General features: G+C 55.7%; 24 protein-coding genes. 4 read left to right on the top strand and 20 right to left on the bottom strand.

Going from position 1 to position 25,333, the window contains the following annotated elements; all coding sequences use genetic code 11:
• Positions 1-12: 12 nt before the first annotated feature.
• From M9H61_RS08330 to M9H61_RS08270, 13 genes are all read right to left on the bottom strand, one after another.
• On the bottom strand, positions 13-1,284 hold the full coding sequence (locus tag M9H61_RS08330) for an amidase (RefSeq protein WP_250284480.1): 1,272 nt from the start codon (positions 1,282-1,284) through the stop codon (positions 13-15).
• Positions 1,281-2,414 carry a M20 family metallopeptidase gene (locus M9H61_RS08325; protein WP_250284478.1) on the bottom strand — a complete coding sequence of 378 codons (1,134 nt, stop codon included), beginning with the start codon at positions 2,412-2,414 and terminating at the stop codon, positions 1,281-1,283. Before M9H61_RS08325 ends, M9H61_RS08330 begins: the two co-directional genes overlap by 4 nt.
• 44 nt (positions 2,415-2,458) lie before the next feature.
• Complete coding sequence (locus M9H61_RS08320) at positions 2,459-3,175, bottom strand: ABC transporter ATP-binding protein (protein WP_250284476.1); 717 nt, start codon at positions 3,173-3,175, stop codon at positions 2,459-2,461.
• Between the two features lie 2 nt (positions 3,176-3,177).
• Complete coding sequence (locus M9H61_RS08315; RefSeq protein WP_068517566.1) at positions 3,178-3,963, bottom strand: ABC transporter ATP-binding protein; 786 nt, start codon at positions 3,961-3,963, stop codon at positions 3,178-3,180.
• 1 nt (position 3,964) lies between these two features.
• Positions 3,965-5,116, bottom strand: a complete 1,152-nt coding sequence (locus tag M9H61_RS08310; protein ID WP_250284459.1) for a branched-chain amino acid ABC transporter permease — start codon at positions 5,114-5,116, stop codon at positions 3,965-3,967.
• A gap of 3 nt (positions 5,117-5,119) precedes the next feature.
• Complete coding sequence (locus tag M9H61_RS08305) at positions 5,120-6,040, bottom strand: branched-chain amino acid ABC transporter permease (RefSeq protein WP_068517571.1); 921 nt, start codon at positions 6,038-6,040, stop codon at positions 5,120-5,122.
• Between the two features lie 106 nt (positions 6,041-6,146).
• Positions 6,147-7,319 (bottom strand): branched-chain amino acid ABC transporter substrate-binding protein, encoded by a 1,173-nt coding sequence (locus M9H61_RS08300; RefSeq protein ID WP_068517573.1) that lies wholly within the window; start codon positions 7,317-7,319, stop codon positions 6,147-6,149.
• A gap of 246 nt (positions 7,320-7,565) precedes the next feature.
• Positions 7,566-8,129 carry a cupin domain-containing protein gene (locus M9H61_RS08295; protein ID WP_197460770.1) on the bottom strand — a complete coding sequence of 188 codons (564 nt, stop codon included), beginning with the start codon at positions 8,127-8,129 and terminating at the stop codon, positions 7,566-7,568.
• 327 nt (positions 8,130-8,456) lie between these two features.
• Complete coding sequence (gene greB / locus M9H61_RS08290; protein WP_068517575.1) at positions 8,457-8,936, bottom strand: transcription elongation factor GreB; 480 nt, start codon at positions 8,934-8,936, stop codon at positions 8,457-8,459.
• Between the two features lie 99 nt (positions 8,937-9,035).
• Positions 9,036-10,301, bottom strand: a complete 1,266-nt coding sequence (locus M9H61_RS08285) for an MFS transporter (protein ID WP_228194244.1) — start codon at positions 10,299-10,301, stop codon at positions 9,036-9,038.
• A 78-nt stretch (positions 10,302-10,379) separates the two neighbouring features.
• On the bottom strand, positions 10,380-11,327 hold the full coding sequence (locus M9H61_RS08280) for a LysR family transcriptional regulator (RefSeq protein ID WP_250284458.1): 948 nt from the start codon (positions 11,325-11,327) through the stop codon (positions 10,380-10,382).
• Between the two features lie 93 nt (positions 11,328-11,420).
• On the bottom strand, positions 11,421-12,596 hold the full coding sequence (locus tag M9H61_RS08275) for a DUF3095 domain-containing protein (protein ID WP_250284456.1): 1,176 nt from the start codon (positions 12,594-12,596) through the stop codon (positions 11,421-11,423).
• A 77-nt stretch (positions 12,597-12,673) separates the two neighbouring features.
• Positions 12,674-12,892, bottom strand: coding sequence for a SlyX family protein (locus tag M9H61_RS08270; RefSeq protein WP_068517582.1), 219 nt, complete (start codon positions 12,890-12,892; stop codon positions 12,674-12,676).
• 66 nt (positions 12,893-12,958) lie between these two features.
• On the opposite strand from M9H61_RS08270, the gene M9H61_RS08265 reads away from it, so the two are divergent.
• Complete coding sequence (locus M9H61_RS08265) at positions 12,959-13,525, top strand: trans-aconitate 2-methyltransferase (protein WP_250284454.1); 567 nt, start codon at positions 12,959-12,961, stop codon at positions 13,523-13,525.
• Between the two features lie 27 nt (positions 13,526-13,552).
• Here M9H61_RS08265 and M9H61_RS08260 read toward each other — a convergent pair whose 3' ends face one another.
• From M9H61_RS08260 to M9H61_RS08250, 3 genes are all read right to left on the bottom strand, one after another.
• Positions 13,553-13,819, bottom strand: coding sequence for a GDCCVxC domain-containing (seleno)protein (locus M9H61_RS08260; protein WP_250284452.1), 267 nt, complete (start codon positions 13,817-13,819; stop codon positions 13,553-13,555).
• On the bottom strand, positions 13,806-14,690 hold the full coding sequence (locus tag M9H61_RS08255; RefSeq protein WP_068517657.1) for an NAD(P)-dependent oxidoreductase: 885 nt from the start codon (positions 14,688-14,690) through the stop codon (positions 13,806-13,808). The genes M9H61_RS08260 and M9H61_RS08255 overlap by 14 nt, the downstream gene beginning before the upstream one ends.
• Before the next feature lie 334 nt (positions 14,691-15,024).
• Positions 15,025-15,438, bottom strand: coding sequence for a tellurite resistance TerB family protein (locus M9H61_RS08250; RefSeq protein ID WP_082817709.1), 414 nt, complete (start codon positions 15,436-15,438; stop codon positions 15,025-15,027).
• A 363-nt stretch (positions 15,439-15,801) separates the two neighbouring features.
• On the opposite strand from M9H61_RS08250, the gene M9H61_RS08245 reads away from it, so the two are divergent.
• Entirely contained in the window at positions 15,802-18,939 is a 3,138-nt protein-coding gene (locus M9H61_RS08245) for an EAL domain-containing protein (protein WP_250284450.1), read from the top strand.
• A gap of 126 nt (positions 18,940-19,065) precedes the next feature.
• Here the strand turns inward: M9H61_RS08245 and M9H61_RS08240 are convergent, their stop codons facing one another.
• Positions 19,066-19,710: a Crp/Fnr family transcriptional regulator gene (locus M9H61_RS08240; protein ID WP_101247479.1), complete on the bottom strand. Its 645-nt coding sequence runs from the start codon at positions 19,708-19,710 to the stop codon at positions 19,066-19,068.
• Positions 19,711-19,899: 189 nt separating this feature from the next.
• On the bottom strand, positions 19,900-20,346 hold the full coding sequence (locus tag M9H61_RS08235) for a DUF2946 family protein (protein ID WP_068517587.1): 447 nt from the start codon (positions 20,344-20,346) through the stop codon (positions 19,900-19,902).
• A 388-nt stretch (positions 20,347-20,734) separates the two neighbouring features.
• Between M9H61_RS08235 and M9H61_RS08230 the strand changes: the two genes are divergently transcribed.
• Both M9H61_RS08230 and M9H61_RS08225 read left to right on the top strand, forming a co-directional pair.
• On the top strand, positions 20,735-21,304 hold the full coding sequence (locus tag M9H61_RS08230) for an HdeD family acid-resistance protein (protein WP_068517590.1): 570 nt from the start codon (positions 20,735-20,737) through the stop codon (positions 21,302-21,304).
• Positions 21,305-21,416: 112 nt separating this feature from the next.
• Positions 21,417-23,339 carry a heavy metal translocating P-type ATPase gene (locus tag M9H61_RS08225; protein ID WP_250284448.1) on the top strand — a complete coding sequence of 641 codons (1,923 nt, stop codon included), beginning with the start codon at positions 21,417-21,419 and terminating at the stop codon, positions 23,337-23,339.
• A gap of 54 nt (positions 23,340-23,393) precedes the next feature.
• On the opposite strand, the gene M9H61_RS08220 is transcribed toward M9H61_RS08225, so the two are convergent.
• Together M9H61_RS08220 and M9H61_RS08215 are read right to left on the bottom strand one after the other, a co-directional pair.
• Positions 23,394-24,770 carry a PepSY domain-containing protein gene (locus M9H61_RS08220; protein WP_250284446.1) on the bottom strand — a complete coding sequence of 459 codons (1,377 nt, stop codon included), beginning with the start codon at positions 24,768-24,770 and terminating at the stop codon, positions 23,394-23,396.
• A 127-nt stretch (positions 24,771-24,897) separates the two neighbouring features.
• Positions 24,898-25,317 (bottom strand): DUF2946 family protein, encoded by a 420-nt coding sequence (locus M9H61_RS08215; protein ID WP_250284444.1) that lies wholly within the window; start codon positions 25,315-25,317, stop codon positions 24,898-24,900.
• Positions 25,318-25,333 lie beyond the last annotated feature (16 nt).

Genomic DNA, 25,333 nt, shown 5'->3' with positions numbered 1-25,333 from the left:
TCCTGCCCGAAATCAGAGATGGCGGGAAATCCAGTCCGCCGCCTTAAGCATGCGGGCATCATCGCCAACGCGGCCAATCACCTGCAAGCCGACCGGCATGTTGTTCGGGCCAGACAGACCGGGAATGTTGATGCAGGGTACGCCAGAGAATGTCCAGATACGGTTAAACACCGGATCACCCGTGGCGTTCAGGCCAACCGGGGCCTCGCCCGGGGCACTCGGACAGATCAGGATGTCATAATCGCCCATGGCATCGGCAAGGGCCGTGCGGCTTTGTTTGGCCTGATCCAGTGCCTTGTCATATTCAGATGTCAAAACCTTCATCCCGGCATCAAACCGTTCGCGGAATTTTGCGCTGACCTGATCGGGGTGGTTTGAAACATCATAAAGGCCGGTGAAGCTGACTTCGTAATCCATCGCAATGCCATGGGCATTGGCAAGCGTTTCAAAGATGTCGGGCAGTGCGAAGCTGGAAACTTTCGCGCCGGCCTTGCCCAATCTGGTTGCGGCATCTTCAAGAAGCGACTGTGTCGATGCCTCGGCCGCGTCCCATTGCGGTGTCTGGCAAAAACCGATGGTGGGGACGAAATCATCGCTATCCTGATGAATGGCGAGTTCGGGACGACGTCCAAGAACAGAAGCAAGGAAACCGGCATCCTTCACCGTACGGGTCATAACCCCGAGGTGATCCATCGATGGCGCGAGGGGACGGATGCCGGTTAACGGCAAGAAGCCGTAACTGGGTTTATAGCCAACAACCCCGCAATAGGATGCGGGACGAATGATCGAACCAGCCGTCTGGGTGCCCAAGGCGGCCGGAACATGATAATCGGCAACTGCGGCGGCCGAGCCACTTGATGACCCGCCCGGTGTACGGCCAAGGTCATTGGGGTTGGCTGTTTTGCCCGGCTGGAAATAGGCAAATTCCGTCGAAACGGTTTTACCAAGAACAATCCCGCCCGCATTGCGAATGGTCGCAACGCAGGTTGCATCCTGTGCCGGTTGGTGGCCTTCATAGATCGATGATCCATAGCCGGTGGGCATATCGACGGTATCAATCAGGTCTTTGATCCCGATGGGAAGGCCCGAAAGCGGGCCGGTCGCAGGATTGCCTGCCCGTGCCTTGGCGCTGTCTGCATTGATATGCATCCATGCGCCAACATCGCCTTCACGTTCGGAAATGCGATCAAGGCAGGATGCCAAAAGCATTTGCGGCGTCAATTGACCGTCGGAAATCGCACTCGCCGCATCGAGAAGCGACAACCTGTTTGGCTGTGACATCATTGATTGTTCCAGTTTTCGGCCAGTGTGCGGTATATGCCAACCGCCTCTTCGATCCGCGAGACATAGCAAAACTCGTCGGTCTGATGAGCCATGGCGGCTTCGCCCGGGCCGAGGATGACAGTTGGGGCAAAGTCATAGGCACGGGTGAAAATCGACGCATCGGTGAAATAGGCCGCGGTCTTGTTGACAATGGGATCGTCATGAAGCGGTGCAACCACCTCGAATACCGACTGCATCCAGGGATGTTCCGGCGATGTCCAGACCGGTTCCAGATTGACCGTCGGGGTCAAGGTCACCTCGTCCCCCAGATAGGAAGCGAGCTGTTTCAGAATGACATCATTATCCTGACCGGGGATGGTGCGCACATCGATGCCGATTTCGGCCCGGTTGGGTACGGAATTGACGTTAATGCCGCCATCAACCGTCCCGACATTCAGGGTCGCAGGACCCATGACCGGATGGCGGGCAACGTTGAAGTCATAGTCTTCAAGCTTGGTGATCGCACGCGATGCCTTATAGATGGCGTTAACGCCAAGTTCGGGCATCGAACCATGGGCGGTAACACCATCGGTCACGGCCTTCATCCACAAGGCCCCCTTGTGCCCGACATAGGGATAGTTCGATGTCGGTTCGGCGACAACGATGGCCCCGGCCTTGCCAATTACATCGCCAAGGCCCGCGATATAGGCCGCACCTTCGCACCCGGTTTCCTCGCCCGCAGTAATCAAAAGAACCACACCGGGACCCTTGGCCAGATCAGAAGCAATTTCAATCACGGCGGCGACAAATGCCGCCACACCCGATTTCATGTCGCTTGATCCGCGACCATAAAGTTTGCCATCCGCAATATCGGCATCGAATGGCGCCATCGACCATTCGGAGTGACCCAGCGGGACGGTATCAAGATGGCCGGTAAAGCAGATCGGCGGACAGGTTTCCGACCCGCCGATCCGGGCAATCAGATTGGTTCGACCCGGTGCGAAGTCATGGTAGGAAATGTCAAAACCGTTTTCGGCCAAAAGCTTGCCGACATATTCGACGCAATCCTTTTCGGGATTGACCGGATTGACGGTTTCAAACCGGATCAGTTGACGGGTCAGTTCGACCGCATCAATTTTGGTGTTGGGCACGTTGTTTCCTCTGCGTTCTTTGGGCGCTGAATTTCGAATTTGGATCAGCCGAAATAAGCCTCGTGGACTTCCTTGTTTTCCGACAGTTCCTGTGCCGTACCTTCGGCGACAACGCGCCCCTGCGACATCACATAGCCGTAATGGGCGATGGCCAGCGTCTGGTGCACATTCTGTTCAACAAGGAACACGGTGATGCCCTGATCGTTGATCCGTTTGATGATGTTGAAGTTTTCTTTGACGAACAGCGGCGACAAACCAAGGGACGGTTCATCGATCAACAGGACCTTGGGGGCGGCCATCAGGCCACGCCCGATGGACACCATTGCCTGTTCACCACCCGACATCGTACCGGCCAGCTGATTTCGGCGTTCCTTGAGACGCGGGAAAATCTCGAACACCTGATCCATGCGATCGCGCAGGACGGCTTCGGTATTTTCCTGATAGCCGCCAAGACGCAGGTTATCGACCACCGTCATTTTCGGAAATACCTTGCGGCCTTCGGGAATGCAAGCGATGCCCGCCGAGATGATCTTGTGGGTCGGAAGCCCGATCAGGCTTTGGCCATCGATCTGGATGTCACCGGAACGCGGTGGCGTCAGGCCAAGAATGGCGCGAATGATGGTCGATTTACCCGCACCGTTTGATCCCAGCAGGCAGGTGATTTTGCCTGCCGGGACCTTAAGCGACACGCCTTCGAGAACGTCGGCGGAATCATAGGCCGCATAGATGTCTTTGACTTCAAGTGCACTTGCCGTGTCCATGATTATTCTCCCCCCAGATAGGCTTCCTGGACAAGCTTGTCCGAGGCGACGTCACGATAGGCGCCTTCACAAATTTTCTGTCCGAAGTTCAAGACAATGCATTTGTCTGTCACACGTTCGATCATGCCCATTTCATGTTCGACCAGAATGATCGAAAGACCATCGATCATTTCGCGGACTTCAAGAATATCATCCATCAATTCGCGGGTTTCTTCGTGGGTCATGCCGGCGGATGGTTCATCAAGAAGCAACAGGCGCGGGTGACTGATCAGCGCACGGCAAATTTCAATGCGGCGACGATCAATCATGCGCAGGCTTCCGACCGGATCGAACATCTTGTCGGCCAGGGCCGGATCAAAAATCTTAAGAAGCTTGCGGGCTTCTTCGTGATTTTCCCGGATCTGTTCGCGAAGGGCCTTGCGCTTGAAAATGTTGAACAACAATCCCTGATCAAGGCGCTTGTGATTGCCGATCATGATGTTGTCAAAAATCGACAATTCAAGGCACAGGCGCGAACGCTGAAACGTGCGGGCAACGCCGGCTTCGTAGACTTTCTGGGCAGGCCAGCTTGTGATGTCCTGTCCGAGAAATTCGATGCTGCCGCCATTGGCTTCATAGATGCCGGTCAAAACATTGAACGACGTGGTTTTACCCGATCCGTTCGGCCCGATCAGGCCGAGGATCTGGCCATTGGTAAGTTCCATGTCGAACTTGTTGAGTGCGACGACACCGCCGAAACGCCGGGTCAGTTCGCGAAAGGCCAATACGGTTTCTTGTTGCTGGGCCATATCAACCTCTCCAGCCTGGAATATATGCACGCAAACCACGCGGAAGGATGCCCTGCGGACGGAACAGCAGGATCAGGATCATCACCACCGCATAGATCAGGAACCGGTATTCCTGAATGACCTGAAGCTTTTCAGGCAGCAGAACGACAAGACCGGCAGCAAGGATCGTGCCCCATAGGCTTCCCATCCCGCCAAGCAGAACAATCGAAACCAGAATAAGGGAGTCCGAAAATGCAAAGTTCGATGGTGCAATAAAGCCAAGCATCATGGCGTAAAGCGCGCCAGCCGTTCCGGCCAGGAAGTTGCCAAGGGTAAAGGCAACAATTTTCCAGCGTTTGATGTCGATGCCAAAACAGGCAGCAGCGGTTTCATCAAGACGTACGGCATCGAAATTCAACCCGATCCACGACCGTTCGATACGACGCATCAGAACAAAGGTCAGAATGACCATGACAAGAGCCAGGATCACGTAGTTCAGATAGAATGAAAGTTCGATGTTTTCGGTGATTTCGATGTTGTTGTTGAAATCCCAACCAAACAGGTTCATGCCCGAAACGCCCAGTCCCTGCGGACCGCCAAGCGTGTCATTGACTTCAAGGAAGGTGCGGAACAGAAGCCCGAATGCAATGGTAACAACCGCCGCATAATGGCCACGTGTGCGCAGAACCGGAATAATCAGCACCGATCCGACAATGGCGGCGATGACGCCCCCCAGAATGATGACCAGCAAAAGCGGAATGGATGTATCGCCAAGAACAGCGGCGGTATAACAGCCAACCCCGAAGAAGGCCGCACCGGCAAAGTTCACAACACCGGTATAGCCGAACTGCATGTTCAGCCCGCAACAGGCAATCACGTACAGCATGACAGTCGCGATCATCAGCAACGGGAAATGGTCTTCGCGGAACCAGAAAATAACCACCAGGGTTGCAGCAATCACCGCCGCATTCATCAGCCGTTCATTACGCGAAAGCGATTGTGCGATTGACCGGGTAAAGCCGAACTTTGCACCGGCAAAGACCAGGGCAGCGGCGAATAAAATCAGTGCGAAAATCTCGGCCTGTTCTTCGATGGCGATGAATGTGATCGTGAACGCCGCCGCAGCAGCGGCCAGAAGAACAATCACGGCCTTGTCTTTAAACGATTGCGTCATTGATCAGACCCTTTCGCTTGTTTTTTCGGCGATCAGGCCGGTCGGGCGCCAGGCGATGATGGCAATGACCACTGCAAACGCGAAAACGTCTTTGTATGCACTGGCAAAGGGCAGGGCGACGGCACCAAGGGTCTGCAATCCGGCAAACAGGAAGCCGCCAAGAATGGCGCCATAAATGTTGCCAAGACCACCAACGATGGCGGCACTAAAGCCAATCACGCCAAGCAGCAGGCCCATGCCGAAGTTGATTTCATTGTAGTAAAGACCGTTCATCACCCCGGCAAAGGCGGCAACACCGGACCCCAGCGCAAAGGTCAGAAGCACGATCATCTTGAAATTGATGCCCATGCATTTGGCGGTTTCTTCATCCTGGGCCACAGCACGGATGGCCAGACCAAGACGGGTGCGATTGATCAGCACATTCACGCCAATAATGACCAGAAGCCCGCCGATCAGAAGGATCACGCTGTCAGCGCGCAATGTGAAAGATCCCAAAGACCAGGATTCCGTCGGCAACAGCGACGGGAAGTGTTTGGGGTTGGAACCGTCGGGATAAAACAGACGGATCGCTTCGCGCAGAACGGTGCCAAGCATAAGTGTCACCAGCAGCGTATTGAGCGGCGGTGCAGATTTAAGCGGAAGCACAAGATAGCGCGCAATAATGGCCCCGAGAATGGCCATCGACCCGACGGCGATCACCAGAACACCGACAAGCTGAATGAACGCGTTATCGATCCCGATCGCGGTCATACCGAGATAGGTCGAAAAACCCGCAAAGGTGCCGACCATCAGGACATCACCATGAGAAAACTTGATGACATCAAGCACACCGAAAAACAGCGTGAAGCCAACAGCAACAAGGGCATACATCATGCCAAGCATCATGCCGTTAACAACAAACTGACCCAGAAGGCCCACATCCATGGCCAACCTACCTCTTTGATTTGATTAGTTGAGTTTCTTGCGAAGAAAACAGCCCGTCCTTCCCCGTCAGGAACAACCCGACAGGGAAGGGAGCGTTTCAACCGGCTTATTTGCCTGCGAGCTTGCGCTTGCCTGTTGCGTATTCGCTGTCTTCCCAGACAACCCATTTGCCGTCCTGGACGACATATTTGGTGATGGCCGCAACGGTGTTCTGACCGTGATCATCGAACGAGATTTCGCCGACAATTGACTCATACCCGTGGATGTCACCAAGGTATTTGGTCAGTTTTTTGCGGTTCGGGCCGACTTCCTCGATACCATCAAGGATCAGGTTCATCGCCGCAAACGCAAACGGTCCATAGGCTTCTTCGGATTCAGCAAAACCGGCTGCCTTGTATTTTTCGGTGAAATACTGGCCACCTGGCAGTTTGTCGACCGGTGCACCTTCAAGGAAGCTGACCACGCCTTCGGACAGGTCGGCACCGACACCGTCAATAAAGGAGTCAGACTTGATGCCCGAAACGCCCTGGAACTGTGCAGTGATGCCAAGTTTTTCCATCTGGGCACGGATGCGCACGCCAAGCGGGGTCAGACCACCGAAATAAATGACATCCGGGTTAAGCTGCTTGGCTTTGGTCAGTTCGGCGGTAAAGTCCTGCTGATCGGCCGGAACACCGAAATCAGCAAGGATTTCGCCACCGTTCTGGGTCAGGTATTCAGAAAAATACTTGTCGTGGCCTTTGCCGTAATCGGTCGTGTCATGAATGATGACCCAGGTTTTGTAGCCCTGTTCCGTCATGAACTTTGCCGCAACATCGTTCTGGTTGATCATCGTGCCGTTGACACGGTGAATTTCCTTGTAGTCATTGCCATAGGTGACATCAGGCAGAACCGCACCCCAGACCGACATTGGCAGGTTGAATTTGTGATAGATATCAACCGCGCCCATTGCGACCGCCGAACAATAATGTCCGACAAGGCCAATGATCGATCTGTCTGCGGCAATTTTGGTTGCGACCTGAACGCCAACGTTCGGTTTGCATTCGGAATCCATTGCAACCAGCTCGTACTCGTATTTGGCATTCGGGTCGGCATTGCGAAGCTGAACTGCCAGTTCTGCCGAGTTACGGCCACCCACACCCACCGCGGAAACACCGCCGGTCAGCGGGCCGATAAAGGCAACTTTTACCTTGTCTTTGGCGTCGGCGAAATGCGCGCCAGCGGTCAGCGCCATCGAGAATGCAATCGCAGAAACAGCCGATTTGCTTAGAAATTTCATAAAGATAAGCCCCCTGTTGGCTTTTTTGAAAACAGCCCGGAAAGACCCTTTGAAAAGGGTTCCGAGGTTTCGCCAGCCACATCGATGCGAGAGTTATGTTTCTTCCCGAACCTGGGTCATTTTGACCTGGCCACCTTGTGTGCGGTGGGTTTGCGAGTTAGCCAGCAGGGGGCATACTGACCAAGTCTTTCCTATTGGTCAAGTCACTTGCCTAATACGCAAGTAATTTTACTTAGGCCTGAAAAATCAGAAGGTCGGCGGGGTGTTGACCCAGAGAACCCGGGTTTCCTTATCGGTCGGATTGCGATAGCCATGTGGCATTCTGGACGGGAAGAAGAATGAGTCGCCCGGCATCAGATGGTATTCGACGCCATCGACATTCAGATCAAGTTCACCTTCGAGCACATAGCCAAGTTCTTCGCCTTCGTGAACGATGGTGCCCGAACTGCCGCCACCGGCGCGGACAATATGGATCGTGCCAAACAACAGATGCCCCGATGACGGGGAAACCAGCGTTTCAAGGCTGACACCTTCGCCCGGACGGATGTTGCTGGTATGCAGGACCTGTCTTGTTCCCGCACGCGAAACGATGCTGTCACTGGCTTCGCTGAACAGGGCGCTGATGGATGTTTCCAGTACTGCGACAATGCGATGCAACAGTTGCAGTGACGGTTTGACCTTGTCGTTTTCAAGTTTTGACAGGAAGCCTTCGGAGCATTCGACCTGATCGGCAAGATCGCACAGTCTCATTCCTTTGAGCTTGCGTGCATGGCGCAGTTTCATGCCAATCGGGAACGTAGAATCACTCATTTTCAATTTCCGGCCGTTTTCTTGAATGTCGATAAAGTTCGTCAGAAATCACGTGTTTCGGGGGAAGAAATCCATCTTCAATCCGCCGCGTTTTACGACCCAATCATGGGCGCGAATTGATTGATTGCGCAAGACTTCTCAGCACAAATTGTTTCATCCTGCCCGCCAAAGTAACGAATTGACGTCCATTCATGACGCCTTTTTCTGACAAAAGATATGCAACTTTTGCCAGAAAAAGATGCCGGGAAAAGTGGCCAGAAAAGCGACAGGCTGACCATGGGCCTGCATGTGCCGATTACGGGCAATTGATGCAGAAATTCTTGCCGGTCAGGCAGGATAGCGGATATCGAGGATTTCGAGTTCGTCCTCGCCAGCCGGGGTACGGACCGTTACGACATCGCCGACACCCGATTTCATCAGGGCGCGGGCGACCGGGGAAATCCAGCTGATCTTGCCATTCAGGCTGTCGGCCTCGTCCTCGCCGACGATACGGATGGTTTTTTCCTCGTCACGGGAATTGACGTAAGTCACCGTCGCGCCAAAGAAAATACGGGAATGATCGGGCTGTTCTTCGGGGCGGACAACCACCGCATCCTCGATCCGTTTGCGCAAATAGCGCACCCGGCGGTCAATCTCGCGCAGGCGCTTTTTGCCATAGATGTAATCGCCATTTTCCGAACGATCGCCATTGCCCGCCGCCCAATGCACAACGGCAACCACTTCGGGCCGTTCCTTTTTCCAAAGGTGGTCGAGTTCGGATTTAAGGGCGTCGAGGCCCTCGGGCGTGATGTAAATCGGTCTGTCCATGACCGGCTTTTACCCCAAAGAACCTGACGAGAAAAGACCGTAAAAAAGGGGCGACCTGCCAAAACAGATCGCCCCGGTTTTCAGATATTCACGCAGCGATCAGGCCGCTTTGGCCGTGCTGCGCAATTCCTTGTCATCAATCGGCATATGGACGAGGGCCGCAAAGATGCCAAGCGCAACCGATGCCCACCAGACCGCATCGAAATTGCCGGTCAGGTCATAGACAATCCCGCCCATCCAGGCGCCAAAGAACGCCCCGATCTGATGGGACAGCATGACGATGCCAAACAGGGTCGCCATATAGCGCGGGCCGAAAACCTGTGCGATCAGGCCACTGGTCAGCGGCACGGTCGAAAGCCACAATGCCCCCATCGATGCCGAAAACAGCAAGATGGTTTCAGATGTTTTGGGCGCAAAGATAAAGGCGACAATCACAAGGGCCCGCATGCCGTAAATCACCGACAGACCATTTTTCTTGCGCCATTTGCCACCGGCCCAACCGGCCGTCAGGGTGCCAAAGATGTTAAACAGCCCGACCAGTGCCAGACCTTCGGCGGCGACAGAACGTGGCAAGCCGCACAGTTCGGTAAAGGTCGGAAGGTGGGTGGCGATCACGGCGATATGGAAACCGCAGACAAAGAACCCGGCATTCAAAAGCAGGAAGCCGCGATGTTTGCGGGCCTCATGAAAAGCCGCGGCCAATCCTTGCGGACCAAGATCGGGGGCCGCGGTCGGGCTGTTGCCTTCGGCCTTGCCGGTCAGCGCAAAGGCGGCCGGAACAATCAGCATCGAAATCGCGGCAAGAATGGCAAGGGTCGTGACATAGCCAAGCGATCCGTTAAGCGCCTGTGCGGTCGGGGCCATGATGAACTGGCCAACCGAACCACCGGCCGATGCCAGACCAAGGGCGAAGCTTCGACGTTCCGGGCTGAATACCCGGCTGATGGCAGCAAGGATCACCGGGAAGCTGGTGGCACCAACCCCGGTCCCGATCAGGAAGCCCGCGGTCAGGTGCAATTCGCCGGGCGATGATGATGTGCCCATCATATAAAGGCCAAGACCATATAATACCGATCCGCCAATCAGGGTACGCGTGGTGCCGAACCGGTCGGCCAGCGCCCCGGCGATCGGTGCCGAAATCCCCCACATCAGGTTCTGGATGGCAAAGGCCAGACCAAAGGTGGCAGCATTCCAGCCGGTATCATTGAGCATGTCGGGAATGAAAAGGCCAAGCGACTGTCGCACGCCAAGGTTCAGCGACAGAACAAGGCAGCCGCAAAGCAGAACCAGCCACGGGAACCATTTGGTCGCGCGCATGATGGTCATGCGTCCCGGACTGTTTTGCGGGCTTTGGGTGGGGCTCATCAGGTGTCCTCCGAAAGGCAGATTGCAAGTTGGTGGCGATTGTGGCGGCGGACCGTCAATGCGTCCAATTCATTCGGTTCATGATGCTGATAACATTCGTGCATGATCGAGGTTGGACATCTCGCCAGCCCGAATGACGATTTCACCAACCTTGTCGATAATGTCGTTAAGGTCCCCGCTGGAGGCCCGCCGGATTAGCGTGATCGCCATGCCCCAGTTCATGCCGGGAATATCAAGAATGCGGATGCGGTCATGGGCGGGACTGTGCATGCAAAAACGCAGTGCCATGATGCCATAACCGGCCCCGGCAGCGACCATTTCGATTTGCAGTTCAAGTGCCGATACTTCGAGAACGGAATTGAATTCGACCCCGTTCTTGTGGGCCCAGGCATTGCCAAGGGCGCGAAAAGTGCATCCTTCGGGCATCAGCACCATCGGGTGTCTGGCAAGTTCGGCGATGGTGGTCGGGTGCTGACGCGCCGATTTCGGACCGATGGCAACGATATGATCATCAAGCAGGGTTTCCGGCAGCAAGCTTGCCGGAAGGTCGCGGCTTTGAACACCGCCGACAATGCCGTGCGGCCCATCAAGCGACAGCATGGCATCGATTTCACCCCGGCGCAAAAGCGGCAGCAGTTCCGCCGACCAGCCGCTTTTGATCGTAAGCGACATGTCGGGGAATGCCTGATGGAGATCGCGCAATTCGCGGGCGGCAAGCAGCGGGGCGGCACCGTGACTGACGCCCAGGCGGAACGGACCATGACAGCGCGCCATGCCGGTGACGGAATCACTGAACCCGTCAAGCCTGCGCAACAGATCGCGGGCCTCGGTCAGGGCGCGATGACCGGCCGGGGTGGGTTGCAGCGGCTTGGTCGAACGGTCAAACAGCGATGTGCCGATGCGTTCTTCAAGTCGTTGAATACGCCGGGTCACCGCAGGCTGGGTCAGGCCCAGCCGGTTTGCCGCCCCGTGAAAGGATTGGGCATCGGCAACAGCAATCAATGCTTCGAGTTCGCGGGTATCCATGATTCATATCCACAGCTGCCAAGGGTCGCGACAGTGTCATGGATTTTTTATCGCGATGCAATCAATCTATTGGTTCGAAATGATTGATGCATTTCATGCATGGTATGAGGGGTCGGCATCGGGAATTTTGGCTTTATAGGCCGATGCGGCGGCAGCATAACCGCCTTCGCCGCCATCCAGAAAATGGAAATGGGCATCATTGGTGATGGACGGCACGATACAGGTCATGATTGCAGTGCGCTGACGATGAAGGCCAAAGCGGATATCACCGCGATCTTCGGCTGCCCACAAAAAGGCATCGATTTCTTCGCTACGCTGTACCGTGCAATTGACCGTCATCCAAAGTCCATCCCCGAACTTGCGAAAATCGGTGTTGTAGCCGGTAAAATCGCGATAGCGTTTGGGGTCAAATTCCCCCAGTTTCCAGCCGGTTTTCATCAGAACCAGCGCAATCAGCGAAATATAAAGCGCCTTGAGCCAGGCCTTGATATAGCCGCCTTCCTTATGCTGGGTCGCCAGGGCTTCGAGTTTCAGGCCCTTGGGCGGAAAGGAAAAGTCGGGACCGCGCGCCGGGATCGGGCTGCTTTTGCGCGGGCTGTCATCGAGAATGTCAAAAAGGCCCGTGACGACGTGATCAAACCGGGCGCGGTCATCGGCGGGATGGACAATGATCGACAGGATATGGTCGCTGCCGGTTGCGCGGATCGGTGACCAGCGACAGGACAGACCCGACAGATCGGGTCGGGTGCCCGGCGGGGCTGGCGGGATCATGTTATGGCCTGATTTCATCTGGTCTTCGGCCCATCTGAGGCCACGGCCATTGAACATGGCATAGGATACCGGCGGTGAAACGGCAAAGCGCGCCACCCGCACATCGCGGCCGGTCGCGCGGATATCGGCAATCGGCACCAGCGCGATGCGCAATTCAAAGCCAAGGGTTTCGCGTGCCCACGTCGCGGTTGCCGCCATTGCGTCACCGACCGCATCAATGCGGTCGGGCGCACAGGCAAAACTTGCACCATCGCCGCCAAACATGAACGGATAGTCGGAATGACCCAGCGCATTGCCAACCGCACAGATCACTGATGCCCCGACCATATTGACATCCTTGAACCGGCCCGCGGCAATGGCCCCGGTCGATCCGACAATATCGGATGTACCAACCCACCAGTCATCGGGAATGGACCGATAGACAGACCCGTCAAGAACCTTGGCAAAGTCGTCAAAGACGGGAATGTCGAGATAAGGGTTGGGGTTGGGGTTGGTCACGTCTTTCTCGCAAGCTCGGTGGCGGGGCGCGATCGATCAGGGCACAGCCAAAAGATCGCGCGAAACGAAGCCCGGCCTTAATAATGTGGCGGCGGGGCGTCGTCTTCGGGGGCTGTACGCAGAAAATCGATCATGCGTTTAATATCAGAAGACATCAGTTTGTTCTGACGTTCGAGAAGATCGATGCGGTCCCACTGGGATTTGATCATGTCAGAAAGGTCGCTTACCACGGAATCCATGTGGGCGAGCTGGGTTTCAAGTTCGGTGATGCGGTTTTCCGTATCGTCGTTATGCATGCTTGTATCTTCTGGATTTGGATGCCGCCATATGGCAGGACTGTGATTGAACCTGGGTCGGAACCCATGGCGGACAGTAACATATTTCGCGGATATATGACGGATTTATCGGTACTTGTTTTTGTTGTGATCATTCTGGCGCTGATTGCGATCTATTCGGTTCGCCTGCAATCGGTGCCGATGCCGACTTTGCGTTCTGCGGCCGATGAAATTATCGCCTATATCCCCGCCGATATCCGATCGGTGACCGATTTCGGATCGGGCTGGGGGGATCTGGCGATCGCGATTGCGCGGGCCCGTCCCGATATTTCGGTCACCGGGATTGAACTTTCGCCTGTTCCCTATGCGATCAGCCGGATGCGCGCGGTTCTGGCGGGTAAGCCGAACCTGCGCTTTATCCGTGGCGATTTTCGCAAACTTGATCGCGATCCCGGGGATGTTGTGGTGTGTTTTATTGATCCGCGCGTGATGACCGATGTTGGCGATGTCTGTTCGCAGCGTCTGGGCGACGGGGCGATTGTCATATCGCGCGGCTTTGCCATTCCCGGATGGCAGGCGTTTGGCGAAGTGCCGATGAAAACCAGCACCGATCGCCTTTACCTGTATCGGTTTGGCAAACATAAACCGGCCTGATGATGGCGGGGAAAATCCGGTAACAGCCTAGTCGTGCGGTGGAACACCCGATCGGGTCGGGGCGCAGCAATCGGCATTTTTGCCATGCAGCTGCACCGGCGGGCAGGGGACGGTGCCGTATGAGCAATACACACAGCAATCCCCTGGAAGGGGGCGCAAAACTGCACCGCATCCCGTGCAGTCATAGAAATACTGGCAGGCGTCCGTCGGCATGGTTTCGGTACTGACATGACCGCATTCCGGACAGGTCAGTACCGATGTCAGTTCGATGCGGTTTTCGTCAGTCTTCTTCATAGACTTTGATCAGGGCCGAATGATCAAGATCACCGTCCCCCATGGCGATGACTTCGTCATAGAGTTCCATCACCAGACGGGTGATCGGCAATTCAAGGCCAAGCTCGCCTTCGGAGAAATCAAGCGCCTGATAAAGGTCCTTGCGCTGGGTGACGACCTTGCCGCCCGGTTCGAAATTGCGTTCGATCATACGTTCGCCATGTTTCTGCAAGATCGCAGAATCGGCAAAGCCCCCGGTCAATGCCGAGCGCAGCTTGCCAAGATCGACACCGGCTTCATCGGCCATGGAAAAGGCTTCGGCGACGGCGCCGATGGTAATGCCGACAATCATCTGGTTGGCGGCCTTGGCGATCTGACCCGATGTGACATCGCCAACATGGGTCACGCGGGCCCCCAGAACTTCAAAGACGCGGTGGGCGCGTTCGAAATCTTCGGGATCAGCACCGACCATGATCGATAATGTGCCGTTTTCCGCACCATGGGTTCCGCCCGACACCGGGGCGTCGATCCATTTGCCACCGGCATCTTCGACCGCATCGGCAAACCGGCGTGTCGCATCAACTGCCGTGGTGCCCATATCGATGACGATTGTGCCTTCTTCCATGCCGTCAATAACCCCGTCTTCGCCCAGAAGGACGTTTTCAAGGGCCGGGGTGTTGGCAACACAAATGATGACGATATCGGCATCGGACACGGCATCGGCCGGTGTGCCGGCCGTTGCAATACCAAGATCTTCAAAGGCATTGAGCGTTTCGGGATTGCGGGTATTGACCGTCAGGTGGGCACCCGCCTTTTCAAGGTTCAGCGCCATCGGGCGCCCCATCAGTCCAAGTCCGATAAAGGCAATCTTTTCCCCGGAAAGAGCAGTCATGACAGCAGTCCCTTTTTGGCGGTGGGCGAAAACAGTTACGTCGATACGCAACCGCACCTGCGCCGGACGGGCGCATGTGCGGCAAAACATGTTGGCAAGGCCATATCACATTGCGGCATGGATGAAAGCTGCGATTTCAAGGGGACCATGCCCGAAATGCGCTTGTTATGCCACAACTTCAATCAGACGGGCCTCGTTCTTTCAGGTAATGCTGATTTATAATGTTGTGTTTTGTGTTGTCCCGTGCGGGACGGTTACGGTCGGCAGAGCCGGGCGATCCGGACCATACATTGAGCATAACAGTGAGCATACAGTCTGGTGTGCCGGGTCGGTCTTAAAAATCGCCGGGGCGGACATAGCGGGCGGCCATGGCCCGTTCGATTGCCGCACCCACAAGCCGATCGATATCAAGCCGGTGACGCAGGAGTTCAAGGATACGCAATTCTTCCTGGCTGATTTCACCGTCAGACAAAACAATTTCGCAGGCAAAGACATAGGCGGTCTCGCGCAATTTGCGCGGGAGGGCGTCGCGAATCATCGTCAGGGCACGGTCCATCCCGTCTTCTTCGCCAAGCAGACTTGCGCAATCGCGGGCAACCGTGGTCACCCCGTCATTGTCAAACCCGGCAAAAATCGGAAGGTAACGCACCCGGCGTCCCATCGCAGAAAGTTCGGCATCGGTAATGTCGTTATCGGCGGCCGAAACCATAACCATTGTGTAGATCAAGGCGTCCTGATGCGAAATCACGTTGGTTACTCCTTTCCAATATGGGTGTCAGAAACGCGTCTCTGCGGACATTTGACGGGGATACCGCCAAACTGTGACAACCATTAGGCGTTCAAATGGTAAGCTGATAACAATTTACGGGCAACAGTTAAGCAATTAAATTTTTTGGATTTTAATGATTGCGTAGGAAAATCTGGCGCAATCTGTTTGCGCCGGTCACGCGGGGGTTAAAAATGCGTCGAATGACGCACGTGTCTCGGGCAAAATAAAAAAACACGTCGGATCAAAATAATAGCGAAATAAAATGGCTGCCTGCTCTCTTTGGGGAAAAATTGCCTTTGCAGTGCATGGGGTAGCAGTTATGGTCTCGCAGCGATAACGAATATGACGATTAAAGCGGATATGGGAGACATCAAAGCAATCAATTCCGTCGACACATTGGCGGCATTGATCAGCCACCTGCGTATGCCGGCTGGATTGTTTGATCCTGTCCGCAAGCGACTTCTTGTCAATTCGTTATGGATTCCCTGGTTCGACAAGTCCCTGGAAGAGTCCGAATGGCACAAGATCGATGATCTTGGCTGCCTGGCGCAACTGTTGCCCGATCTGGCAGACGAAATCCTTGAAAAAGGCGGTTATCACAGCCGCACATCAGAGGTCAAAGGCACCGACAGGGTTCTGTTTGGCTGGAAATTAACCGTGGGCGGACATGATTACATCCGTCTGCTGGTGATGGATGATGATGTGTCATCGGGCATGGGCAGCCTGATATCGCCGCAACCGGTTTTGATTTTTGAACGTGGCGGTGCGTTGCGCTGTGCCAACAGTGCGGCAGAACAGGTTGCGCTTGAAATGGGGTTTGTCACCCCGTTTGCCTTGGCCCATCCCAGCGATCAGCGCGCCCTTGTCGATCATGACGGACCGCAATTTGATGCGGAAAATTCGCGCACGGTCCATTACGGACAGCGTTTCTTCCAATGGCAATGCATGCCGCTGTTCGGGGCCGATTTCGTGGTTCTGTTTGGACAGGAACGCACCCGCGAGGAAAGCTATCGCCGCGCACTTGAACATGCGGTTCACGGGATCATTGAACTGAGTGCCGATGGCACCATTACCAGTGTGAACGAAGAAACCGCGAGCCTGTTTAATTATGATTCCGTGCGCGAGGTCATGCAGGCCTATTTGCGCCGTCCGGAATCCTTCTATGCACAGGACAGTGACCGCATCCAGTTGCGCCGTGATCTGGCGAACGGCATCGGTGTTCAGGCCCGCGATATTGAAATGCGCCGCTCGGACGGCAGTCAGATCTGGGTGCGCTTCAACGCAACCGAAATCCGCGGCGAGGGCGGCGGGCTTCTGGGATATAGCGTCACAATTACCGACATCACCAAAAGTCGGCAGGCGGAATATGATCTGCGTCGTCGTCAGGAACGCTATCGTGCGCTGGTCCAGACTGCGGGCAGCGTGATCCTGTTTTTGGATTCCGAAGGACGCATTCTTGAATATAACCGCGAATGCGAATGGACCTTTGGCTATTCCTGGATGGAGGCCGCCGGTCAGAACTTCTTTGATTTCCTGTTGATCGAAAGCGACCGAGCGCGGGTGCGCATGGCTGTGCGCCGCCTGTTATCGGGTGAAATCATCAAGGATGAAGTGTTTTCGTTCAAACGACGCGACGGGGAAATCCGCCTGTTGCAGTGGAATGCGCGTGCGCATTTCGGCGAGGATGGCGATGTTGCCGGTGTGATCTGTATCGGGCAGGACGTGACCGAAAAGCTTGCGGTTGAACGCGCGCTGCGCCATGCCGAGGAAAAATTCCGCGGGATTTTCGAAAACTCCGCCGAAGGCCTTTATCAAAGCCGGCCACTTGGCCCGGTCCTGTCGGCCAACCCGGCCTTTGTGTCGATCCTGGGATATGAATCCGTTGATGAATTGATGGCCCAGGGTGAGGAACTTCAGCATCATTACCTTAATCCGGTCAGCCGGTTGCGCCTTACGGGGCGGTTGATGCGCGATGGTGCGATCCACGGTTTTGAAACCGAACTGCGCCGCACGGATGGCAAGATCATCTGGGTCGAGGAAAATGCCCGTCTGGTCCGCGATGAAAAGGGCCGGCCGAGCCTGATCGAAGGATCGATCACTGACATTACCGACCGCAAACGCAGCGAAGCCCGCATTCAGTTTCTGGCCCATCATGACGGGTTGACCGGGCTTCCCAACCGCACCCTGTTCCAGGAACGCCTTGCCGCGGCGGTCGAACGGTCCAAACGCGAACGGCGCAATTTTGTGCTGATGATGTTCGATCTTGATAACTTCAAGGATATCAACGACACGCTTGGTCATCCTATCGGCGACCTACTCTTACAGGGGGTGGGGGAGCGCATGCGCGTCTGCCTGCGCAACGAGGATGTGGTGGCCCGGCTTGGTGGTGACGAATTTGCGGTTCTGATCCATGAACCGGGTTCGGTCGAGGAAGTCACCTTTGTTGCCCAGCGCCTGATTGAACGGGTGTCCGAACGCTTCATGCTTGATGGTAACGAGGTGCAGGCATCGACATCGGTCGGGATTTGCATGTATCCGCAAGATGGTCGCGACGAAAAGGACCTTTTGCGCAATGCCGATCTGGCGCTTTATTGCTCCAAGGCCGAAGGCCGCAACCGGTATCATTTCTTTGAACCGAAATTGCAGGTCGAGGTCCAGGAACGCAAGGCGATGGAACGCGATCTGAGCCATGCGATCGAAAATGACGAACTTGAACTGTTCTATCAGCCGATCATTGATATGGGCGGGCATCGCATCATCGGGATGGAGGCACTTGTACGCTGGTTCAGCCCGTCGCGCGGGCCGGTCAGTCCGGTCGATTTCATCCCGGTGGCCGAACGCATGGGCATTATCGGCGATATCGGCAAATGGGTTTTGACCCGTGCATGCGAACAGACCCGCGCCTGGCGCGATGACGGATATGGCGACTTGACGATTTCGGTCAATCTGTCGCCGCTTGAACTGGCCCGTCATGAAGATCTGATCGAAAGTGTCGGAGAAGTTCTGTCGCGGTCGGGGCTTAATCCGCGTCAGCTGCAATTCGAAGTCACCGAAGGTGCGGTGATGGACAATCCGCGCGAAGCGGCCATCACATTGGGCATTTTGCGTAATCAGGGTATCCGGATCGCGATTGATGATTTCGGCACCGGCTATTCGTCGCTGGCCTATCTGAAACGGTTCCCGGTCGACAAGATCAAGATCGACCGGTCCTTTATCATTGATATCGATAGTTCAGACGGCAATGCCGCGATTGTGCGTGCGGTGGTGTTCCTGGCGCGGTCATTTGGCATGGCGGTCAATGTCGAAGGCATCGAAACCGAAACCCAGCTTGAACATATCGCATCCGAGGGTGTCGACGAAGTTCAGGGCTTCTATTTCAGCAAGCCGGTTTCGGCAACCGACATGGAAGCGTTGCTCAAGGCCAACAAAATCGCGCCGACCCACTTCCCGCTTAGCGGTCATGGCAATACCGCCCACTAGCCCTTTGGCCTGCTAAGCCAATAGTGCCGCGGGCCATTTCCCGAAAACCATGAAAAAAGGTGCATGACAAAATGCCATGCACCTTTTGGTTTGACCGGATCGGCCTGGATCGCGCGGATCGGCATTTCAGGCCGCGGATTGTTGCGGGGCTTCGCCCGCCCCCTTGCAGAGTTTGTCACGATTGATCTGCATGACGGTTGGCAAGGCCGGGCTTTTGGAAATGGCCCCTTCACGTTTGAGATTGGCGATCATGCGACTGGCCGTTTCGGTCGTGGTCGCAATGATATTGCCAAGCTTTTCACGGTTGGGCAGGGCAACCTGATCCTTGTGCGACGCCCAAAGCAGGAACCGGCAGATGCGCCGCATCGCCGATCCGGTGCCAAAGCTTATTTTAAGCTGCTGGGCGTCCATGACCTCGGTCGCAAGCAGTGACATGACCGCAGCCTGTATATGCCGATCCTTTTGCTGGGCGGCTTGCACCCGCTGGATCGGCAGGCGTTTGATGATCGATGGCGCAATGGTTTCGATCACCAGTGACGGATCACTGACTGCGAGCATCTCAAGCCCGATAAAGTCACCGGGACGATAGACCCGGCAGACCTGTCTTTCACCGTCTTCTGTATATTTGCACCGAAGCGCAAGGCCGCTTGCCAGAAGATAGATATAGGTCTGATCTTCGGCATGGTGGCCGATGCTGGCATCTGCGGGCAGGTTAAGAGCTGCCGGCTCCGCCAGTTTTTCAAGCAGTTCAAAGGCGTCTTGTTTGTTCATGGGTTGTCCCCCATTGGCAAAATCAGGATACGCGGCAAGTGCGGGGTCGCGTATCGACACCAGTCTTTTGACCCGGCATGGCATCCGGGATGGCCCGATTGGATGGGCAAGGACAACTGTTTCAGGCACGGATTCCGGGCGTCTGGATACATCAGTGGCGCAAAACCGCCCAACGCAGCCGAAACAAAATCAGATCAAAGCGGGCGGGGCGCGCGGTGATGCCGCAATCGGGCAGAAATCATGCAGGCGGGCCGTAATATGAAGGGCCGTAACCTGATTTGACAGCCGGATGCGGTGAACTTGCGGAAGTTCCGGTTCGACGGGCATGCCCACGGCATGATTGCCAAGACCGCAACTGGCGCACTGGAAGCCTTCATAAGCGTCCGAGCTGTGCGGCGATGTGCCGCCATCCTTGGCGATCTCGGCGGGAACCGAAATGGTTTTGATGCCGTTTGCCGTACAGATGATCAACGGCACATAGGTCACATCGGAAGTTTCAATGCCGCTTGGAACTGATGCAAGGGCGACAGGCGCATGCATGAACCCGAACATCAGGGCGTTCACCAGCAACAGCCACCCGACAAAGAGTGACAGTGTGCGTCGAACGACCGGTATGGTGTTTCGGGTGGTTCTCACGGCTTTCTATCCAGATTGGAAAGATACGGATTTTCAATAGACCTTTGAAACCGGCCTGTCAAAGCCTGCATTTGTGAACCAGTTATCACTATTTCTTTATAATACTTCCAGAAAGTCCCGCAATGGCAGGCCACCCGTGCCCTGTGCATCCGGATGACCATCAGGCGGCGCAAAACAGGGGTGAAATTTTTTCGCCAAAGGCCGGGTTTCAAGACCTTGCCGGGGCGGTTTCAGAACCGGTTTTTCATCCCGGCCTTGGTTAGGGACACCGCCAATCACAGCTTCCCAACATATTGCAATTCATAAACTTTTGTATTCAGTCGGAACAAAATGAACTATTTTGAGTTGAAGCTGTTGATACAAACCGCAGTCAGGCAGGAGCAAGCCAATGACCCAGATCGTAAATGACGGCACCCCGGAAATGCGCGGACTTCTTGACAAGGGCCGCAAGCGGCTTCGCAATATTGGCGTGGTCATGCTGGTGCTGGGGATCCTTGCGGTGGCGTTTCCGTTTGCGACCACGATTGCGTTCAAGACGATCATTGGCTGGCTGTTTATCATCGGCGCACTTGGCCATTTTTACGGGGCCTGGAATGCCGATACCCCGACACGCCGCGGTGTTGATATCATTCAGGGGCTTGTATTTGGCGTGATTGGTGTGTGGCTGGCGTTCCTGCCGCTTGGCGGGATTGTGACGCTTACTGTGTTGCTGGCGATCGGCTTTATCCTGCATGGCTTGTTCGAGCTTGTCATGGGGATGTGGCTGCAACAGTTTCCCGGCTGGAAATGGATGCTGTTTTCAGGCGCGATCGCCATTCTTGCCGGTATCCTGATCTTTGCCGAATTGCCAAGTTCGGCCACCTGGGCGATCGGATTGCTTTTGGGCATCAATCTGTTGTCTTCGGGCTTCAGCTATTTGATGGTGTCGATGGCAATGGGCAAGGTCGCGCGCGTCTGATCGGGGTTTGATCGGTCTTTGATCCGTCTCTGACCGCCTTTTGGCTGTTTCCTGAACGCTGGCGTTATCATTCATTTTACGCCATGATAATGTAATGATGTTCGGAGGCGGCATGACGGATCACGCGATTGACAGGGTTCTTGCGCGGATTGATGACGCCCTGTCTGCGCCCGCGCTGAACCGGGCCATTCTGGCGGTGACGCTGATTGCCATGGCGGGGCATTTTGTCCTGATGTGGGGCGCACCCGAGCAGATCGGGGCATATCGAACGGCCGATATTCCACTTTTTATCCTGTTTGTATTGGGCGGATTGCCGATCCTCGGGCAGCTTGCCATCAAGTTGCTCAGACGGGAAATGGGGGCGGATTTTCTGGCTGCGATTTCCTTTGTCACGGGCATTGTGCTGGATGAATATCTGGCGGCCAGTCTGATCATTCTGATGCTGACCGGCGGGCAGGTTCTTGAAAGCTTTGCCATGCGCAAGGCATCCTCTGCCCTGAATGCGCTGGCACGCCGCATGCCCAGTGTCGCGCACCGCAAGGATGCCGATGGCGAAATTGCCGACATTGCCCTTGATGATATTGCAATCAATGACCTGATTGCGGTCTTTCCCCATGAAACCGCCCCGGTCGATGGCACGGTTGTCGACGGGCATGGCACGATGGATGAAAGCTATCTGACGGGGGAACCCTATGTCGTGTCAAAGGCACCGGGAACGGCAGTCCTGTCAGGTGCGATCAATGGCGAGGCGGTCCTGATCATCCGGGCGGAAAAACGCGCACGTGATTCCCGTTATGCCCAGATCATGAATGTCATGGCCGAGGCCGAACAAAAACGCCCGCATATCCGCCGCCTTGGCGATCAGATCGGGGCGTGGTTTGCCCCGGCGGCATTGTTGTTTGCCATTATTGTCGGGTATCTGAGCGGGGATTCATCGCGGTTTCTGGCGGTCCTCGTGGTGGCGACACCCTGTCCGCTTCTGATTGCCATTCCGATCACGGTGATGAGTGCGATTTCGATTGCCGCACGGCGGGGCATTGTCATTCGCGACCCGACCGTACTTGAACGATTGCCGACCTGTCAGACCGCGATTTTTGACAAGACCGGCACCCTGACCTATGGCCGACCTGAACTGGTTGATGTTTTGGCGTGGCCGGGTTTTGATGCCGATCTGGTGTTGCGTTTGACGGCCGGGCTTGAACGTTATTCCAAGCATCCGCTGGCATCGGCGGTTCTCAAAGAAGCCCGGCTCCGAAATTTGCCCCTTGATGAAGTCTCCCACGCATCCGAAAAACCCGGACAGGGTCTAAGCGGGCAGGTCGACGGCCATGATGTGGTGGTGACCCATCGCAACAAGCTGGTGAAATCCGATCCGAAAATCGCGGCCCTTCTGCCGGAAACGGCGGCGGGGCTGGAATGCGTGGTGCTGATTGACGGGCAGTATGGCGCGACTTTTCGTTTCCGCGATACCCCGCGGGCCGAGGGCGAAAATTTCGTCGGGCATCTGGGCGCGATCCATCATTTCAAAAAAGTCATGTTGCTGTCGGGCGACCGCGAAAGCGAGGTCAGCTATCTTTCCGACCTGCTTGGCATCCGCGACAGCCTTGCCTCGCAAAGCCCGGAACAGAAAGTCGCCATCGTCCGGGCCGAGGCCGCCAAGGCCCCGACCCTATTCATGGGCGATGGCATCAATGACGCCCCGGCATTGGCGGTCGCCACGGTCGGTATCGCGTTTGGCAAGGAAAGTGCGGTGACCGCCGATGCCGCCGGGGCGGTCATCCCCGAAGCATCGCTTGTGACCGTTGACGAGCTTCTTCACATCAGCATGGCAATGCGCCGCATCCTTTTGCAAAGCGTGATTGGCGGTATGGTTTTGTCCATCCTTGCCATGGGCTTTGCCGCCGCAGGCCACATCACCCCGGTCGCCGGTGCGCTGTTGCAGGAAGGCATTGACGTGATCGCGATCCTCAATGCGCTCAGACTGGCAATCCGGCATGATATTGATGCCGATATTGTCGAGGAAACCAGATTTTGATGGTGCGATGTGCAGCCCGAATGTGACCCGGGCTGCACCTGTTTTCGTGCGGGATCAGGCAGTTCTTTGCCTGCGTTGCGGACGGACAACGAACAGGTAATCAAGCAGCCAGATCACAATCATGGATGCGCCGACCATCGGATAGATGATGCCGCCAATGGCAAGGATCACGGTTACGACCGTAAGGTTGCGGGTATCACGCGGCATCGGCGGGACGCCAAGTGCGCCAGCCGGGCGGCGTTTCCACCACATGACGCCCGCAGATACCGACATGAAAATGATCAGGCCACAGATCACCAGCAACAGGATCTGGTTGGCGATGCCAAATTCCTGTCCCAGATGGACATTGATGCCAAATTCCATGATTTTGCCAAAGGGGCCGTAATCGTCATATCCCATGTCGATCAGCGGTCGCCCGGAATATTGATCAAGGTGAATGACCCGTTGCAGGGACAGATCATCAGGATAGATCGAAGCAGAGTAAACGCCGGTTTCCCCGCGCGGGAGCGAGATGGCATAGCCCGGTGTCAGGCCCATTTCGTTAAAAATCGACACCGCACGATCAATGCCAATCGGGCCCGGAGTGGCGGTTTGTCCATTTCCGCCATCAACCGATTGCGGCAGCGGGATGTTTTCATTGGTCCAGCTGGTTTCGCCAAAGGCCTCGATCATCGGGATGGTTGAAAGCGGCACATCCACCCGCACCCCGGATGGATAGCCATTGGGCGTGCCATTGGCAAATTCGTTGGCATATTTGCCCCAGAAGACCGACCAGAACATGCCGGTTCCAGCCATGAAGATGATGAAAATGCCGATAAAAATACCGGTCACCGCATGGGCATCACGCCACCAGCGACGACGTTTTGGCGTGTCGCGGAGTGTGACAACACCGCCTTTTTGATCGCCACGAGGCCACCACAAATAGGTACCGGTCAGCACCAGCAAGATCGCCCAGCCCGATGCAATTTCAATCACATAGTTCGGGACGGTGCCGAACTCGGCCAGACTGTGGATACGCCGAACCACCCACATCAAAGTGGTGCGATCGGGCATGTGGCCCAAAACATCCCCGCGATAGGGATCGACATAAACCGCCTGCCGTCCGCCGGCATCGGCGGCAATCACGATCTCGCTGCTGCGTGTCGGATCGGCGGGCGGCATCACCTTGACCGGGGTGCCCGGAACGGCAAGAAGGGCCGCGTCGATCTGGGAACTGATCGGAAGGGCTGTATTGCCGGATGCCTCAACAAACTTAAGATCGGCGTGATACCAGTCGTCAATTTCATCGCGATAAATATAGGCCGCGCCGGTGACCGCCATCAGGATCATGAAGGGCAGGATCAAAAGACCGGCATAGAAATGCCAGCGCCAGACAGCGCGATAGAGGCTTGTATTCCCCTGATTTTCAGAGGATCGGGAATTGTTGGTCATGTTTCTTGTCCAGATGCGTGCATTCCCGGTCGAAGCTTTGTCGACCCGGCAAAGGCACTTGAATTTCAGGAAAAGCAGACCGGAAAACGCCGCGACCGATGGATCTGGTCCGATCGGGTGCGTTTTTTCAGGCGTGCTTGGTCACAGGACAGGAAACAGCAGGCGGGGCACGCGGCGACGGGGCAATGGCGCAAAAGCCATGCATTGTCGCGGTGATATGAAGGGCGGTGACGGCGTTGCTAAGCTCGATCGCGGCAAGCTTGGGCAATTCCGGTGCGACGGGCATGCCAAAGGCATAATTGCCCAAACCACACAGTGCACATTCATAACCATCAGGCGTATCGGCATTTTGGGCCGGTTCATCGGGCAGGCCGTCGGCACGGACCAGAATGGTTTTGAAGGTGGAGCCGGTACAAATCACAATCGGAATGCGAACCACGCCATCCATCATGGATGCCAGCGACGCCCCGTTGGCCTTGGCCATCGGAATATGCATGAAGCCGAACATGATGGTATTGGCCAGGAACAGGACGCTGACCAGCGCCAAAAGGCACTGTCTGCAG

Origin of the sequence: Thalassospira sp. GO-4 (assembly GCF_023588965.1) — a bacterium.
GTDB lineage: Bacteria > Pseudomonadota > Alphaproteobacteria > Rhodospirillales > Thalassospiraceae > Thalassospira > Thalassospira povalilytica.
This window is presented reverse-complemented; position numbering and strand designations above follow the sequence as displayed.

Excerpts from the sequence above, each read along its gene's own strand:
- M9H61_RS08310 (WP_250284459.1), bottom strand. The coding sequence starts at position 5,116 with ATGACGCAATCGTTTAAAGACAAGGCCGTGATTGTTCTTCTGGCCGCT.
- M9H61_RS08315 (WP_068517566.1), bottom strand. The coding sequence starts at position 3,963 with ATGGCCCAGCAACAAGAAACCGTATTGGCCTTTCGCGAACTGACCCGG.
- M9H61_RS08240 (WP_101247479.1), bottom strand. The coding sequence starts at position 19,710 with ATGAACAAACAAGACGCCTTTGAACTGCTTGAAAAACTGGCGGAGCCG.
- M9H61_RS08245 (WP_250284450.1), top strand. The coding sequence starts at position 15,802 with ATGACGATTAAAGCGGATATGGGAGACATCAAAGCAATCAATTCCGTC.
- greB (WP_068517575.1), bottom strand. The coding sequence starts at position 8,936 with ATGGACAGACCGATTTACATCACGCCCGAGGGCCTCGACGCCCTTAAA.
- M9H61_RS08270 (WP_068517582.1), bottom strand. The coding sequence starts at position 12,892 with ATGCATAACGACGATACGGAAAACCGCATCACCGAACTTGAAACCCAG.
- M9H61_RS08255 (WP_068517657.1), bottom strand. The coding sequence starts at position 14,690 with ATGACTGCTCTTTCCGGGGAAAAGATTGCCTTTATCGGACTTGGACTG.
- M9H61_RS08305 (WP_068517571.1), bottom strand. The coding sequence starts at position 6,040 with ATGGATGTGGGCCTTCTGGGTCAGTTTGTTGTTAACGGCATGATGCTT.
- M9H61_RS08265 (WP_250284454.1), top strand. The coding sequence starts at position 12,959 with ATGGCGGACAGTAACATATTTCGCGGATATATGACGGATTTATCGGTA.
- M9H61_RS08230 (WP_068517590.1), top strand. The coding sequence starts at position 20,735 with ATGACCCAGATCGTAAATGACGGCACCCCGGAAATGCGCGGACTTCTT.
- M9H61_RS08225 (WP_250284448.1), top strand. The coding sequence starts at position 21,417 with ATGACGGATCACGCGATTGACAGGGTTCTTGCGCGGATTGATGACGCC.
- M9H61_RS08295 (WP_197460770.1), bottom strand. The coding sequence starts at position 8,129 with ATGAGTGATTCTACGTTCCCGATTGGCATGAAACTGCGCCATGCACGC.
- M9H61_RS08285 (WP_228194244.1), bottom strand. The coding sequence starts at position 10,301 with ATGAGCCCCACCCAAAGCCCGCAAAACAGTCCGGGACGCATGACCATC.
- M9H61_RS08220 (WP_250284446.1), bottom strand. The coding sequence starts at position 24,770 with ATGACCAACAATTCCCGATCCTCTGAAAATCAGGGGAATACAAGCCTC.
- M9H61_RS08330 (WP_250284480.1), bottom strand. The coding sequence starts at position 1,284 with ATGATGTCACAGCCAAACAGGTTGTCGCTTCTCGATGCGGCGAGTGCG.
- M9H61_RS08320 (WP_250284476.1), bottom strand. The coding sequence starts at position 3,175 with ATGGACACGGCAAGTGCACTTGAAGTCAAAGACATCTATGCGGCCTAT.
- M9H61_RS08260 (WP_250284452.1), bottom strand. The coding sequence starts at position 13,819 with ATGAAGAAGACTGACGAAAACCGCATCGAACTGACATCGGTACTGACC.
- M9H61_RS08280 (WP_250284458.1), bottom strand. The coding sequence starts at position 11,327 with ATGGATACCCGCGAACTCGAAGCATTGATTGCTGTTGCCGATGCCCAA.
- M9H61_RS08300 (WP_068517573.1), bottom strand. The coding sequence starts at position 7,319 with ATGAAATTTCTAAGCAAATCGGCTGTTTCTGCGATTGCATTCTCGATG.